Source organism: Reichenbachiella agarivorans (assembly GCF_025502585.1).
Taxonomy (GTDB): domain Bacteria; phylum Bacteroidota; class Bacteroidia; order Cytophagales; family Cyclobacteriaceae; genus Reichenbachiella; species Reichenbachiella agarivorans.
Genome location: NZ_CP106679.1, coordinates 4,315,660 through 4,330,820 on the forward strand (window position 1 = coordinate 4,315,660; position 15,161 = coordinate 4,330,820).

Below are 15,161 nucleotides of genomic sequence, written 5' to 3' on the forward strand. Positions count from 1 at the left end.
TTTGTTTCTAAATAAATGCATTAATCGAATGTTAAGTTTATATATATGAAACTTACATGATTAGTAGTTTACAAATAAGAAACCTCTCTAAAACATGGACAACATCGTAGTAAGCTGGATCGGTAGCAAAATCAAATCAATCCGAAACCAAAAAAACCTCTCACTCAAAGAGCTGAGTAATCAATCCAAAATAAGCAAAGGTCTCCTCTCAAAGATCGAAAACTCCAGAACTATTCCCTCATTACCTGTTTTCATCAACATACTAGAATCGCTAGAAGTAGCCCCCAAGGACTTCTTTGAAGACATGTACCTGAAGAATGGAAAGAATTTCACAATAGTAAAAAAAGAAGATAGAAAGGAAATAGAAAAAGAAGACAGACAAGGTTTCAGATACCATTCGATATTGAATCAAAGCATGCTCAATCTCAACGTGGACATAGTACACCTCACCGTCGAACCGCATGCAAAGTACGAGCCCACCAGTACGGATGGTTATGAATTCAAGATAGTCTTGTCTGGTAAAATTGAATACATCGTAGGTGAAGACAGCACACTATTAGAAGAAGGCGATTCCATCTTTTTTGATGCGAGGATACCACATTACCCTAAAGCTGGAAATGAAAAAGTACAACTATTGGTGATTTACTTTTTGTTTCCATAATCCTACTAGATATTTAGCGAGTCACTGTGAAGACCCAGCGAGTATTAGTGGGTGGTTAGCGAATCATAGTGAAAGAAAAACGAGTGATCACGAATGATTAACTGGTTTTAGTGAATACCCAGCGAGTCGTAGTGAAAGAAAAACGAGTTTTAGCGGATGGCTGACGAGTCATAGTGAAAGGAAAACGAGTCCTAGTGAATGGCTGACGAGTCTTAGTGAATGGCTGACGAGTTTTAGCGGATGATTAGCGAGTCATAGTGAAAGGAAAACGAATTATGGTGAATGCTTATTCCATTCGCTTTCCTTTCACACCAAAACTTTGCTGTTCATTGAGTGAAATTTAGAAAGAATAATCTTCTTCTATATTGACCCCATCGAGTTCATAGGATACCTTCAGGTATTTGGAAGTCAAGTATAGCACTGACATACGATTGATATCTTGCAAGGCTTCAGTGTTGAATTCTATTTCATTTCCAAAGTTCTCTTGAAGATCGCCAACTACTTCATACCTGGCTTTATAAACCACCACCACGGGCACATCACTGGCACATCCATCAGTTTGTGAAAACATAATCACACTATCTACTTCGGTGGTACGAAGGAAAGCAAGTATGTTGGCATCAAAACAATTTTCCAGCTCAACTTTTCTGCCATTTTCGTAGCGTGAGTTGAGCTCCCACAACTTCAAACTGTCCGCAGAAAGTAATCTATTGGCCTGTGTAGTCGAATAATTATCTTCAACATCCCCTAGGCAGGAATAGAAAGCGCTTCCTAACAGAAGCGCTATCCAAATATTTTTCATTCGTGATTTTTTATCTGACATTTCCTGTTCTATCGATGACTTTGTAGGCGACTTCACCAGGCCCTATGGTATCCATTTTATCCTCTGCTACAAAATAAAAGATGGTCTCCTTCACAATGTCGTTGAGCTTGACCTGAACTGGCTGACGGGGAGCATCTATATGATTAATCCATTTCACCTTTCCAGAAAAGTCAGTAGACACTGCCAGCATGTTGTGATGTGGCTTTTCAGTGACGCTGTATAGATAGGCTGTCACCATGCCACTTTGCGCAGGTACAAATGCCCCATAAACCAACAAATCTGATTTGTCATAATTGAATGATTTTAGGGTGATCTTCTCCTTCCACACAATCTGTCTAGCATTGTTGACCTTGGCGATGAAACCGTGATCTACTTTGTCTTTAAAATCAATACCTATGACATAGGTATTGGATGAATCGTCCTTCATGGTAGCCACCGTATAGAAATCACTCAGGTATCTGGTGGCGTATACACCGTCTTCTCTTGGTGCCAAATACAAGGAATCTTTACCATCCACACTCACGCCCCATTTACTTTTCAAGTCAACGGCTTGGTGTTTCTTTTCCCATATCTCTTTGTTGGTCTTGACAAAGGTTTCCATTTTTTGTCTCAACTTGATCAAACCAAAATCTCCACCATACTCACCTTCAACTAGACTGGCATATTTCTTTTTTCCTACAGTAATGTAAGGCTCTACCAGTGTCGCAGCATTTTTCCCGATTCCATCTAAGATGTGAATTAGGCTGTCTGTGATTTCCAATTGATAATCAATATCCATTTCATCTTCTATTCTTGGATTTTGCAGTGGTTTGGTGATGAAATCAAACAAGTTCAATCCGATTTGGATATTGAAAAGTTTCTCTGGCAATGGATTGTTATCCAGATCATGCATCTCTCTAATCAAGCTGTGATCTATTTTGGTATTCAACGTTTCAAAACGCACAGTAGCCAATCCATTCATTGATTCGCCTTGTGCTTTCAGTTTCTTATCAAAATCCACCAACTCTTGCTTCAAAGTCAACACGTCTCTTTCTATTGTCTTGAAACTCGATTCTGCCCATGTGCCATAATCCCATGCTTCTACATCATTGGCATAGAAATTCACCTCCGAAAGACCGTCCTTTCCATAACTACGAATTTGCTTGAGTTCCAACTCTGGGCTGTAGCCTTTTACTCCAGTCAAACTCACCGCTTCACGGACTTTATTGAAGGCATTTCTCACATCAGACATATAGGTAATCATCAAGTCCAAAGTATCCATTTGAGGTTTGTGTGCATGCACCAAAAATTCTTTTTCCTGACTATGGTTCTTGACAATATTTGCGTAACTCGATTTACAAAATGTATAATTAGAGTTGATTACGTAGAGATTTTTATAAATCTGTCTTGCATTGCTCACAATATTGGAAGTTGCCTTGATTTTGTTATCCAAATCCAACTGTACATCAGAGAGTTTGATTCCAAAATCTCCAGTCCTCAAGTCACGGCGGTAGTACATTTGGTAAAACTCATCATTTTTCTTAAGCTCCTTTTCATCTATCAAGGTTTTGGCTATGACCAAATACTTGAGTGATGAATCTGCCGCTTCCAAAATGGCTGTCGAATCTTTCACCAAGTGATACCCCGCTACAAGCTCTTCATAATACAATCCCATTCGCAGGTTGGGGTTGGCCTCTGTTGCCTTCTTTTTATCAGACAAATAACTACGAAGCATAGGAATAGCTGTATCGTAATTTTTGGCCTCTAATAGTGCAAAGATGTCTTTGTATTTTTGAGCCTGCACCTGTTGAAACACGGTACAGCATAAAAGGATTAAAATTGATTTTGTAAATTTTGACATACGTCTATGATTTTTCTCTATTTAAGAAATTGACTTCTTGTTAGTTAACAAATGCTTTCTGCATTCAAAGCATGAAATTATGGATTTTCCACGCAAAAACCATAGAATGTTGAACTAACGAAGGTTTAGCCATTAAATTTCCCTTTCAACATGGCTAATTTTGATTGCAAATCTCCTTCCGGTTCATTTTGCTTGGCTTGCTTCTTTTCATTTCGGTTGGCTGGTGCCTTGCCAAAAGGATCAGATTTGAGTGAAAGAGAGATTCTTTTCTGTGCTGCATTGATTTCTGTGACTGTCACTTGCACTTGCTGTTGGATCTTCACAACCTGTGATGGATCACTCACAAAATTGTCAGACAAATGACTCACGTGTACCAACCCATCCTGGTGTACGCCAATATCCACAAATGCTCCAAACTTAGTGATGTTGGTTACGATCCCAGGCAGTTTCATCCCGATTTTCAAATCTGAGATCTCATTGACTCCTTCTTGAAAAGAAAACACTTCATATTTCTCTCTAGGGTCTCTGCCAGGTTTGTCCAATTCGCTCAAGATATCCTCCAAAGTAGGCAGCCCTACTTCTTCGGTGATGTATGCCTTAGGATTGATTTTAGACCTCAAGGCAGGGTCAGACACCAAGTTCTCCACAGAACTTGACAAGTCTTTAGCCATTTGTTCGACCAAGCGATATCTCTCAGGGTGAACGGCACTTCTATCCAGTACATTTTGACCATTTCGAATACGGAGAAATCCCGCTGCTTGTTCAAATGCTTTATCCCCCATTCTGGCAACTTTCTTGAGCTCTTCTCGGCTCTGAAATGGCCCATTCGCCTCTCTGTGTTTGATGATGTTCTCTGCCAGTTGTGGCCCCAACCCTGAAACATAAGTCAACAGTTGTTTGCTGGCAGTATTCAACTCTACACCTACACGGTTCACACAGCTACCTACTACTTCGTCCAGTGAGCCTTTCAAAGCTGTCTGATCGACATCATGCTGGTACTGACCTACACCGATAGATTTTGCATCGATCTTTACCAGTTCTGCCAAAGGATCCATCATTCTGCGTCCGATTGAAACCGATCCTCTTACCGTCACGTCCTGATCAGGAAACTCGTCTCTTGCTACCTCAGAGGCAGAATAGATCGAAGCACCACTCTCATTGACCATCGCGATGATGATCTTGCTGTCCAAGCCCAATGAACGAACAAAAGCCTCTGTCTCCCTACTTGCCGTGCCATTACCAATAGCAATGGCTTCAATGTTGTGCCGCTCTACGAGCATTTTCAATACTGCCCCAGACTCTCTGGTTTTGTTTTGTGGCTGGTTGGGATAGATGGCTTCAAACTCCAAGAGCTTTCCTTGACTATCCAAGCATACGACCTTGCACCCAGTCCTAAAGCCTGGATCTACCGCCATGACGTTTTTTTGACCCAAAGCAGGTGCCAACAACAACTGACGCAGGTTGTCCGAGAAGACATCAATTGCCTCCTGATCAGCTATTTTCTTTGACTCCACACGTGCCTCTGTCTCCATTGAGGGTTTCAACAATCGCTTGTAGGCATCCTTCAAAGCGATTTCGACTTGTTGACCACAAGCGTTTTGACTGTTCAGTACTTTATTTTCGATGGATTTGATCGCCAATGACTCCTCTGGACAGATGTCCAAAGACAAGATCATTTCCTTCTCTCCTCTTCTCATGGCCAACAGCCGGTGCGAAGGGATTTTTTTGAGTGGCTCATCCCATTCGAAGTAATCTTTGTATTTCTGTCCTTCCTCTTCTTTGCCTTTCATCACGGTGGATTTGACCACACCCTGCTCCATGAATAGCTTACGTAGCGAGGCTCTGACCTCACTATTTTCATTGATCCACTCTGCAATAATGTCTCGCGCGCCTTGTAGTGCCTGTGCGACATCTGCGACATCCTTTTCTTCGCTGATGTATTTCTCAGCAGCCAACTCAGGATCATCCATTCCTTGCTTGAAAATCAATTCTGCCAATGGCTCCAAACCTTTTTCTTTGGCAATGGATGCTTTGGTTTTTCTCTTAGGCTTGTATGGCAAGTAAATATCCTCTAGCACTGCCATGGTAGCAGCTGCTTCTATTTTCTTCTTTAGCTCAGGTGTCAATTTGCCTTGCTCCTCGATAGATTTCAAGATCGCCTCTCTTCTTTTGTCCAGATCGCGCAATTGCTGAATCCTATCCTTGACATCTCCAATCTGCACTTCATCCATGCTACCTGTCATTTCCTTTCGGTATCGAGAGATAAAAGGAACCGTACCTCCTTCGTCCAACAGTGTGATAACAGCTGCCACTTTACTATTGGCAAGATTTAATTCCGAAGCGATGATTGCTATGTGTTGTTGACTCATTGAACTCTATTGATTAACTGAATATTTTTATTTTGGGGAGTCAAAAGTAAATGGTTAAGGGAATTAATTTGTGTTCTGAATTGTCTTAATTCCGAAATATTTATCCACAATGTGTAATCATCGGTCTATATGAAAATCAAGAAGGAAATTAGAGAATGGGGCATCATGATTACCCTCTTCGGTGCACTCTATTTCACGGGCTACTACAAGGACGTGGCGGGCTTTTTACAGCGTATGATTCTGGAAACTCGTTTGCTTCAACCAAATATCATCGATGATGAAAACAAAGTGGCAGACTACCAATTCACCCTCATGGATGAAAGTGGTCAACAGGTGGATTTTAGCAGTTTTCGGGGCAAAACTGTATTCCTCAACTTTTGGGCGACATGGTGTCCTCCCTGTATCGCCGAGATGCCAGATATCAATGCTTTGCATGATGAGGTCAAGGGTAAAAACATCGACTTTGTGATGATCAGCCTGGACGATGATTTCAATACCGCCAAGGCATTCAAAACCAAGAAAAATTACACCTTCCCAGTTTACACATTGGTATCAAAAAGACCTGATGTATTTGCTAATCAGTCGATACCCACTACTTTCGTGATTGCTCCAGATGGTAAAATCATCGCTGAAAAAAGTGGGATGGCCAAATACAACACTGAGGACTTTAGAAATTTCCTCATTACAACATCCAAAAACGAGACACTAGTTTATTAGAACCAAGACAAAAGGTTGACTGCTGGCAGTCGACTATCAATAATTACTTTTTAACTTTCCCTATGATCGAAACCATTCTACCTGCTATCACTGCCCTCATCGGTACGACCATTGGAGGATTGCTGGCTTTCTTAGTCCAGAAGAAACAGTTTCAGCATGAGCTGGACAAACTTAAACTTCAAAACAAAACGGAGTTTATGGCCGAAGAAACCGTCAAGCACTTCCTCAACCATAAGACCTACACAGACCGCTCATTTGATGTGATCAAAAAACATCTCGGTGGGTTTGATGATGATGAACTCAGAAAAATACTGGTTCGTGCTGGAGCAATCAGAGACTACAGAGATGACGGCTCAGAATGGTGGCGTTTGCTCTCCCGCATGGATGAATACATCGAGAAGAAAACAAGTAAGAAACAACTTGAGAGAGTCAATTAATTTCTGAATCTATGCAAAAAACAGCAGGTTCAAAGGTCGAAAAAAGTTTGTAAGGACACAAACCTTGGCGTATCATGGTAGTAATCTGACATAGTAGGGTTATGCCTAGTCAAAAAATTAACTTATTGATTTTCAGCTTTTCACTTTCAAACCGCTGACTCATTTCTTTTTGATCTGAACCGTCTTTTGACCGAAAACAGTCGTGACCTTCAAAAAATAAATACCTGCTTGGGCTTTGTGTAGTTCTGCTGAGAGAATCAGTTCGGCTTCTAGGTTGGAACCAGGATTGCCAGACACCAAAGTCCCGCCCCTGATGTCTTGTAATTGATAACTCAAGATCTCTTCACTTGAGATATGAATGTTTCCTTTCGTGGGATTGGGATACACGAGAAAATCTTTCCCGTGATCGCCTACCACAAATACGGAAGGGCTATGGCTAAAACTGCCATCCTCAGCAATCAACTTTAAGCGATAGCTTCTATTGAGATTGTGGGTTGACAAAGGGTAATAAAGCTGCTTGTTTTGATAGACACTACTCGTTATCAATTCCAAACTTACAAATTCCTTCTCAGACGCAGATTTTACTTCGATTACGTATTCCTTGACTCCTGGGATTTCATTCCAGTGGAGTTGCAGACCATGCACATGATCTGTGATTTCAAAAGCCAAATTGGTCTGATCAATTCGCCCTGCCAATTGCTCCCAAACAAAATTATCTATCTTCAGATTCCGATTCAGTACAATAACTTTATGAGAATGAGCTTCAAACGAAGCTATCTGAGTCACAAACACCAATACCAACAACAATCTCAACATATCTATCTCTAAAAAACTAATTATTCACTGTTAAGCAAGCAACATACATACGGCAAAAACATTGCCAAGAGCTAAGTAAAACACTAATGCATTCTCTTAATTTTATTTTTAAGCAAAACGGCTATTATTGCGTAAAATCCCAAAAAGAGAAAATCTATTCCTTTACTAGATTGATTGTTACCATACCACTTGGCGTGTACAAGGACAACATGTATCTACCTGACTGAGCTGACATCAAATAGAGAGACACATGTTGCTCTAGGGTATGACTATCCAAAACTGTTTCGCTGAGGACTGCTTTTCCAGACAAATTATAGAGTTCGAAAGCATTGACATCACCACCATTGAGATATATCTGTCCATTAGTTGGATTGGGATACACCGAGTAGACATTGCTCGCTCTCATTCCTGTTTGCACAACTGCACTGTACTCAAACCCTCCATCAAAATCGATTTGTTTCAAACGATACATAACAGTCTCATGGCTGACTGGTATTGCATAACTATATTGCTGCATTGTATTGCTTGTACCATTGCCCTCTACAAAACCTATGGTATAAAAATCATCGTCAGATGACTCCTTCCTTTGGATTTCAAAACCCTCATTGTTGATTTCAGAAGCTGTCTCCCAAACCAGCATTTGTTCATCATCACTTTCTAGACATTTGAAATAAGTAAACTCTACAGGCAATGGGCTTCCTGCCATTTCTGTATTCAAATTAACCTCTTCACCATCGTAGGTTACAATACCTCCATCGTCCACATATCCTCCATTGGCCACCACTGTTCCTCCGTCCTCAATGTCCAGTGTAGAGCCCTCTTCTGCTATCATTTGACCCTCTATCCATAAACCGCCTTCACCCTCTATGGTCATGTGCCCATATTCTTCATTGACAAAATCACCTCCAACTGTTATAGATCCATTATTCGTATCTGGTTGATTAAAAATAAACCACCCTCCATTGTTAAAATTTTGCCCTACATCCAGTGAAGCACCTGTATTGACGGTCAGTTCCCCCGTAGCATCAATATTCAATTCTCCCGTTACAGTAAGGTTACCATTAATTATCAAAGTACCATACACTGCAAAATCACCATTAATCGTTACGTCACCATTGATAGTGAATGTGTACAACCATCTTACACTATGATTACCCACGTAACTACATACATCTCCGAGAACATTATTTTGATTCGTAAATCTTCTAGAACCATCTGGATTTGGACAGGCTGCACTGAGATGCATCATGTTGAGAAAAAATACAAAACTTAGAGATATTAGAATTTTAACAACTGGAGGTATTGATAGATAGCTAGTTTTCATGTTGATTGTATGATAATCGATTGTTGCAATTGACTTAAACCAAAATTAAACCGTCCATTCAGTCCAAAAAATAAGGCATTCACCTAAAGTTACTTTTAAGAAAATTCTTGGTATACCAATTGGTACAATATTGAAAATTGACTAACATTACAGACATGACATTGACCAAAGCCGCCAAAACAACCCAATACATCATAGAGACAGTAGCTCCCTACTTCAACAAGCACGGCTACACAGGCACGAGTCTATCAGATATCACCAAGGCTACTGGTCTGACAAAAGGCGCCATTTATGGCAATTTTGAAAACAAAGAGGACTTAGCTATCCAAGCATTTAACTATACGGTTAAGACTCGATTGTGGCCTGTCATCGAAACCATCAATGCTCAAAACACAGGTTTAAAAAAATTAAAAGCATTGACTAATTTCTATAGGAATTACTACGATCATGTATCAGAGTATGGTGGTTGCCCGGTACTCAATGTGGGTGTGGACTCCCTCAACCACAACAATGCCCTCTACAACCGAGTGGTCTCGGTCATTCAAAAAATGACTCAAGGCATTATAGATGTCATCGAACAGGCTCAGCAGGAAGGCAGCATCAAAAGCAACCTAGATGCTAGCTCCTACGCCAAGAAAATATATGCTCAAATACAAGGAAGTGTTTTCCTTGCCATCATCAGCAAATCCAATGAAAATATGCAATCCATGATGGATCACATTGATCAGATGATCGATCAAGAAATGAGAATCTAAAAAAATTTACTTTAAAATATACCTATCAGTATATAATATTATGAAAAAATTGATCAAACTCTATTTCCAAACACTATCTTTTATCTCCCCTTCATTGGCTGCTGGACAGGCATTCAACCTGTTTCAAATCCCAATAAACAAAAAAATAAGAACCAAAGAGCAAGCTTTTTTCGACTCAGTTGATTCGTTTGACATCAACTGGGAGATAGAGAATATCCAATGTTACGAACTAGGCCCAAAGGACGGCTCACTTGTCATCATGGTACATGGCTGGGAGTCCAATGCCGCCAGCATGTCAGGTATCGCCAAGGAATTGGCCGTCGCAGGACATAGAACTGTCCTGTTCAACCTGCCTGCACATGGGTTTTCAAAATTGAAACGCACCAACCTCAAAATGTGCCAAGAGGCGCTACTGACAGTATTGCAGCATCTCGACCCTCAGATGCCCTTTTCGGTGGTGTCTCATTCGTTTGGTTCTGCGGTCACCTCCTATGCCCTCGCCAAATCTTCCTACCAAGTAGATCATCTGGTCTTCTTAACCACACCCAATAAAATTGAAGATGTATTCTTAGAATTCGCAAACTTCATCGGACTCAGCACCAAGGCACACCACAAAACACTCCACATGGCAGAAGCCATCCTCCAAGAGCCCATCTCCAACCTCACTGTAGCTCACTTGGGACAATTCATCAATTCAAAAAATCTACTAATCATCCACGACAAGACAGACAAAGTCATCAGCCAAGAAAAATCAATCGCAGTATCACAAGCTTGGCTAGACTCAAAACTGGATCTAATCGACAAAACAGGGCACTACCGTATGCTCTGGGATAAAAATGTGATACAAAAAGTCAGTAATCAATTGACTGCCAGCCAGACAATCAATACCCAAAAGGAACTAATCCCCTGACCCCCTCGTCAGAAACATAATGTCAAGCTTGGTCATTTGATCCAAAATCATAAACTGACATACACTATTATTATCGGCTAACGGTTATAATAGAGTTATGTAAATAAAAATGTTAGTGTTATGAAAAAGTTAGTATCAATTGCTATCGGGTTGCTCGCTGCAGCAACTGCCATAGCTCAAGATTTAAGCCCCTACGCGGCTTATCAGATCAAGGAAAATGTCAAGGTTGAAATCCTAGAGATCAAACGAGTGGAAAAGTACGGATGGGACAATCTGGAAGTCAGCTATCGACTAATCAACGAGAGCAACTATGACCTACAGAAAGTTGATTTTCTGGTGCACTTGATTGATGTAAATCAAAATGAAATAGGAACTGTAGAATTATTTGCTTTCGACATCCCCAAAAAGTCCGATGATCAGTACAAAAGCATTGAAGTACTATCTCCCTACGCCAATGAGAATGTCACCAAACATTATGTAGAGACCAAAGCAATGGATGTGATGATAGGCCAACAAAATCAAACTGTATCGATTCAGTCTACCCAGTCTGTAAGATTCAAATAATCTTTAAGTAGCCAGATAAGTGAACTATCTGGCTACTCTTTTAATGCAGCAGGCTCTACACCTTTCGGATGACCTCCAAAAACTAGTCTCCTACCCACCAACTTGTTATTTCCTTCGGATCAATTTCCAAACACCAAACACTGCAGCAACTGCCCCTACGAATAGCGTCAGGTAATAACTGTTGGAACTCATGGTGTATGATCCCCCCAATTCATTCTTTACGATTGTTCCCAAGCTGGCATTGGGAGAGTGTGTCATAGCCCAATAGATAAAGAAGGCGCCAATGAGGATATAAATCAATGCGAGTTTCATGTAGTTCTTCATATTGCTTGTTTTTACGGAAAAGATACAGAAAGTATCTATAAAGAAAAACCCTGACCATTTGCATGATCAGGGTTCTTCAATAATTTCAAATCTATATTATGCAAGTTGCGCATCCAGTTTACCAGCCAATACCCCTTTAGGTACAGCTCCTACTTGTTTGTCAACTACTTCTCCATTTTTGAAAACCAAAAGTGTTGGTATGCTTCTTACTCCGTACTTGGCAGATACTTCTGGATTAGAATCCACATCTACCTTACCTACGATCGCTTTGCCTTCATAATCACCGGCAAGCTCTTCGACAACTGGTCCGATCATCTTACATGGTCCACACCATTCAGCCCAAAAATCCACTAATACTGGCTGATCAGATTGTAAAACTTCGTTGAAGTTGCTGTCTGTAATTTCAATTGCTTTGTTACCCATGATTATAAATTTTAATAAATATCTTTTTTTAACTGTGCTTTGAAAACGCAAATATAAAGCAAATTGTTCATGAGAGATTATCGTTTTTGTGAATGATCACATAGAGAAAAACAATTAATTGCTATTTACACATACTTAGACCCATTCAAAAACTCACTTCAAATCTCAGAAAACATTATTTCTGAACCAATTTGCCGTTTTCGTATTCGTATTGGATTGTCACATTTCCATTTTGATCATACCACAGTGCAGTGCCATGTATGAGTCCATCTTTGTACATGCTCTCTTCCATCACCTTTCCACTCGTGTAATATTTTGTCTTTACTCCGTTGAGTTTCCCCAAAAGATAAACTCTAGACTCTGCCTTTTTACCTTTGTTGTATAAAATATACTCCCCGTCCTCAAGACCGTTGACATAATTAGCTACCAAGGACAACTCTCCACGAGTATCCATTTCGATATGAATACCTTGTTTCAATCCATTGACATAGGTAGTGATGGTTTTAGGCAACCCATTTGCATGGTATACCGTCCAACTCCCATTTCGCTTGCCATCAAAATACTCTCCCTGCTCGTCTATGCGATTGCTGAACTTGACTGTAGCACGGGATACTCCTGGCAAGCCTTCGAACTCTGTAATCTCAGCATACTCTGGCAATGCTTCTAAACCTACACTGCTGGACTCTACGTTGGATTTCTCACATGAAAACACCAACAAACTGAACATAGAAATTAAAAATAAGTACTTCATCATTGATCTATAGTTTTCAAAATTTGAAATTAGAAATAAGAATAAACTTTGGCAAGTTCCATGGCAAACTTCACTTCCATTTGAACCAAATCGAATCATTTGGCTTCAATTGTGCCAGCAGGTTCAAGTCATTAGAATCTACGACTGCTATCCTAGGATAGCCTCCAGTGGTCTGTGCATCAGCCATGAGGACAATCGGCTGTCCAGCATGTGTGAGCTGAATCACACCTGGAAATACTCCTGAGGAAATAATCTCAATCTTTTTTTCGATGAGAAAAACATGATCCAGCCGAATACCCATCCGATTGGACAAATTGGAAATCAACAAAGGCCGACCTACCCATTCGTCTTGTTGTTTACGAGTCAATACAGACAGCTCTGGCCCAGGATAAATCCCAATTTCAATTTCCTCAGGCGTCTTAGTAGGTGTAAAAAGATTAGGAAATACTCGCTCCAATGTTAAAACCTCTACAATCTGATGCTTGACGATGATCGTCTCATCAAATACCGAATGAGCCACTGGACTGACACTGCCTAGCCACTGATTTTGCTCCCATATACCTCTCACGCCCAAATATGTGCGACACCCATCTGTATTTTTACCAAAGGTCAATCTGTCTCCATCATATATATCGATGGTTTCGTTGAGAGCCACCTGTTCTCCATTGATCATAGGAGAGGTATCAGCACCTGTCATCGCTATTTGTCCGATTCCTTCGAATAAAATAACTGGCCCCATTAGCGTGATTTCCAACACAGGGGTATTGAGATCATTGTTAACCAAACGATTGGCCATCTCATAGGATTCCAAATCCATGGCTCCCCCCACTGGGATTCCTCTATGCTGTTGCCCGACCCTCCCTCGATCTTGGATCGTAGTGTATAATCCTGGCTTTTCAAATATCAATTTTAACTTACCAGACATGGAGCGACTTATTGTTAAAATGTCCCAATCTCACATCCTTTTGGATCAATTCAAAATCTCTGCTCGTCACAGCAAAAAACTGCACCTGATCACCTGCCCGCAACAAAGCGGACGCTGATTCCACCGACATCATCGGGATAGGTGTTCGTCCTATGATTTGCCAACCTCCAGGTGCCTTACTCGGATAGACTCCAGTTTGCTCACCTGCCAAACCTACAGATCCTGAAGCCACACTGGTACGAGGGTGCTGACGTCTTGGTACTTGGATTTTGGCATCCAATTTTCCCAAATAAGGAAATCCAGGCAAGAAACCGATCATAAAAGTATGATAGATGCTTTGACCATGTATGTCAACGATCTCTGAGAAACTCAATCCTGTCAACTGCGACACTTCTGACATATCCTGACCAAAGTCACCTCCATAACATACAGGCAACCTATACAGCTTGCGTTGGGTATCAAATCCAGTTTCGTTCCATTCATACGAATTAACAATCGCTTTCAATTTCTCAAATGAGAGCAAGTCTGGATTGTAACGCAACGTCAATGAGCAATAGGCAGGAATACTATCAACAACCCCTACGATACTTTGATTCAATAACCAATGATTGAGCGCATGCACAGAACGATTGATCTCTACATCAATCCGCTGCTCAAATTGAATCAGGACAGCTTGGTCTCCATATGGAAGTATCACTAGTGACTCCATCGCTTCAGTTCTAGGTTCATATTGCTCATCTCCATGTGGATACTTTTGATAATTTCATAGGCTACAGGATTGTCTCCATGCAGGCAAAAGGAATCTGCTTGTATCGACAAGAGACTTCCATCTCTAGTCACAACCTCTCCCTTTACCAAACCTACGAACTGCCTTGTTGCTTGTTTCACATTAGTCAAGACTGCTCCCTCTAGTTTCCTGTTGACCAAAGTCCCATCAGACTCATATAGTCGGTCGATAAAAGCCTCTCTGATGTACCGAATCCGTTGTTGCGCTGCGAGTTGCTCCAACAGACTATTGGGTAATCCCATCAGTGCCAGCTGTGGGTCCAACTCTTGGATCGCTTGGATGATAGCGCGTCCTACTTCTTCGTCTTTGGCTGCTTCATTGTACAATGCACCATGAGGCTTGATATAGGACAGCTTCGCTCCTTTGCGTGCTGTGTTTTCTTTGATGATTTCTATTTGATGCTTGACTGTATCAATCAATTGTTGATATGGCATTTCCATTCTACGCCTCCCAAACCCCTCCAAATCTGGATATGAAGGGTGAGCAGCTATTCTTACGCTGTATTTAATTGCGAGATCAATGGTATCCTCGATCACTTGAGGGTCTCCTCCATGAAAACCACAGGCGATATTGGAAGAACTAATCCAAGGCATGATCGCCACATCATTGCCTACAATCGACTCAGCATAACTCTCCCCCATGTCACAATTAATATCTATGTATATTGGGTCGATCATCGTATTAACTAAACTTCAATCCAAAGCTAACAAAATATGAACAGACTAGAATTAGCAC

The 15,161-nt window shown here is 40.9% G+C and carries 17 protein-coding genes; 6 read left to right on the top strand and 11 right to left on the bottom strand.

The window, feature by feature from the left end:
* The first annotated feature begins 94 nt into the window (after window positions 1–94).
* Entirely contained in the window at window positions 95–661 is a 567-nt protein-coding gene (locus N6H18_RS17905) for a helix-turn-helix domain-containing protein (protein ID WP_262309653.1), read from the top strand.
* Window positions 662–1,001: 340 nt separating this feature from the next.
* On the opposite strand, the gene N6H18_RS17910 is transcribed toward N6H18_RS17905, so the two are convergent.
* The 3 genes from N6H18_RS17910 to N6H18_RS17920 form a co-directional block, all read right to left on the bottom strand.
* The gene (locus tag N6H18_RS17910) at window positions 1,002–1,463 is read right to left on the bottom strand and encodes a hypothetical protein (protein ID WP_262309654.1); all 462 of its coding nucleotides are present in this window, start codon (window positions 1,461–1,463) and stop codon (window positions 1,002–1,004) included.
* Window positions 1,464–1,473: 10 nt separating this feature from the next.
* Window positions 1,474–3,324 (bottom strand): hypothetical protein, encoded by a 1,851-nt coding sequence (locus tag N6H18_RS17915; protein ID WP_262309655.1) that lies wholly within the window; start codon window positions 3,322–3,324, stop codon window positions 1,474–1,476.
* 125 nt (window positions 3,325–3,449) lie between these two features.
* Window positions 3,450–5,693 carry a Tex family protein gene (locus N6H18_RS17920; RefSeq protein WP_262309656.1) on the bottom strand — a complete coding sequence of 748 codons (2,244 nt, stop codon included), beginning with the start codon at window positions 5,691–5,693 and terminating at the stop codon, window positions 3,450–3,452.
* 129 nt (window positions 5,694–5,822) lie between these two features.
* On the opposite strand from N6H18_RS17920, the gene N6H18_RS17925 reads away from it, so the two are divergent.
* Together N6H18_RS17925 and N6H18_RS17930 are read left to right on the top strand one after the other, a co-directional pair.
* Window positions 5,823–6,410: a TlpA family protein disulfide reductase gene (locus tag N6H18_RS17925; protein WP_262309657.1), complete on the top strand. Its 588-nt coding sequence runs from the start codon at window positions 5,823–5,825 to the stop codon at window positions 6,408–6,410.
* 62 nt (window positions 6,411–6,472) lie between these two features.
* Window positions 6,473–6,847, top strand: a complete 375-nt coding sequence (locus N6H18_RS17930) for a hypothetical protein (protein WP_262309658.1) — start codon at window positions 6,473–6,475, stop codon at window positions 6,845–6,847.
* Window positions 6,848–7,006: 159 nt separating this feature from the next.
* Here the strand turns inward: N6H18_RS17930 and N6H18_RS17935 are convergent, their stop codons facing one another.
* On the bottom strand, window positions 7,007–7,663 hold the full coding sequence (locus N6H18_RS17935; protein ID WP_262309659.1) for a T9SS type A sorting domain-containing protein: 657 nt from the start codon (window positions 7,661–7,663) through the stop codon (window positions 7,007–7,009).
* A 154-nt stretch (window positions 7,664–7,817) separates the two neighbouring features.
* Window positions 7,818–8,912 (bottom strand): T9SS type A sorting domain-containing protein, encoded by a 1,095-nt coding sequence (locus N6H18_RS17940; protein ID WP_262309660.1) that lies wholly within the window; start codon window positions 8,910–8,912, stop codon window positions 7,818–7,820.
* Between the two features lie 230 nt (window positions 8,913–9,142).
* On the opposite strand from N6H18_RS17940, the gene N6H18_RS17945 reads away from it, so the two are divergent.
* The 3 genes from N6H18_RS17945 to N6H18_RS17955 all read left to right on the top strand — a co-directional run bounded on the left by N6H18_RS17945 (window position 9,143) and on the right by N6H18_RS17955 (window position 11,216).
* Window positions 9,143–9,742, top strand: a complete 600-nt coding sequence (locus tag N6H18_RS17945) for a TetR/AcrR family transcriptional regulator (protein WP_262309661.1) — start codon at window positions 9,143–9,145, stop codon at window positions 9,740–9,742.
* A gap of 40 nt (window positions 9,743–9,782) precedes the next feature.
* A complete protein-coding gene (locus N6H18_RS17950; protein ID WP_262309662.1) occupies window positions 9,783–10,652 on the top strand; it encodes an alpha/beta fold hydrolase in 870 nt (289 codons plus the stop codon).
* Window positions 10,653–10,772: 120 nt separating this feature from the next.
* Window positions 10,773–11,216, top strand: a complete 444-nt coding sequence (locus N6H18_RS17955) for a hypothetical protein (RefSeq protein WP_262309663.1) — start codon at window positions 10,773–10,775, stop codon at window positions 11,214–11,216.
* Window positions 11,217–11,321: 105 nt separating this feature from the next.
* Here the strand turns inward: N6H18_RS17955 and N6H18_RS17960 are convergent, their stop codons facing one another.
* From N6H18_RS17960 to N6H18_RS17985, 6 genes are all read right to left on the bottom strand, one after another.
* Window positions 11,322–11,540, bottom strand: a complete 219-nt coding sequence (locus N6H18_RS17960) for a hypothetical protein (protein ID WP_262309664.1) — start codon at window positions 11,538–11,540, stop codon at window positions 11,322–11,324.
* 96 nt (window positions 11,541–11,636) lie between these two features.
* Entirely contained in the window at window positions 11,637–11,963 is a 327-nt protein-coding gene (gene trxA / locus N6H18_RS17965) for a thioredoxin (protein ID WP_262309665.1), read from the bottom strand.
* Window positions 11,964–12,138: 175 nt separating this feature from the next.
* Window positions 12,139–12,717: a toxin-antitoxin system YwqK family antitoxin gene (locus N6H18_RS17970; RefSeq protein ID WP_262309666.1), complete on the bottom strand. Its 579-nt coding sequence runs from the start codon at window positions 12,715–12,717 to the stop codon at window positions 12,139–12,141.
* A 67-nt stretch (window positions 12,718–12,784) separates the two neighbouring features.
* On the bottom strand, window positions 12,785–13,639 hold the full coding sequence (locus N6H18_RS17975; protein ID WP_262309667.1) for a 5-oxoprolinase subunit C family protein: 855 nt from the start codon (window positions 13,637–13,639) through the stop codon (window positions 12,785–12,787).
* Complete coding sequence (pxpB, locus tag N6H18_RS17980; protein WP_262309668.1) at window positions 13,629–14,348, bottom strand: 5-oxoprolinase subunit PxpB; 720 nt, start codon at window positions 14,346–14,348, stop codon at window positions 13,629–13,631. The genes N6H18_RS17975 and pxpB overlap by 11 nt, the downstream gene beginning before the upstream one ends.
* Entirely contained in the window at window positions 14,336–15,103 is a 768-nt protein-coding gene (locus N6H18_RS17985; RefSeq protein WP_262309669.1) for a 5-oxoprolinase subunit PxpA, read from the bottom strand. Before N6H18_RS17985 ends, pxpB begins: the two co-directional genes overlap by 13 nt.
* Window positions 15,104–15,161 lie beyond the last annotated feature (58 nt).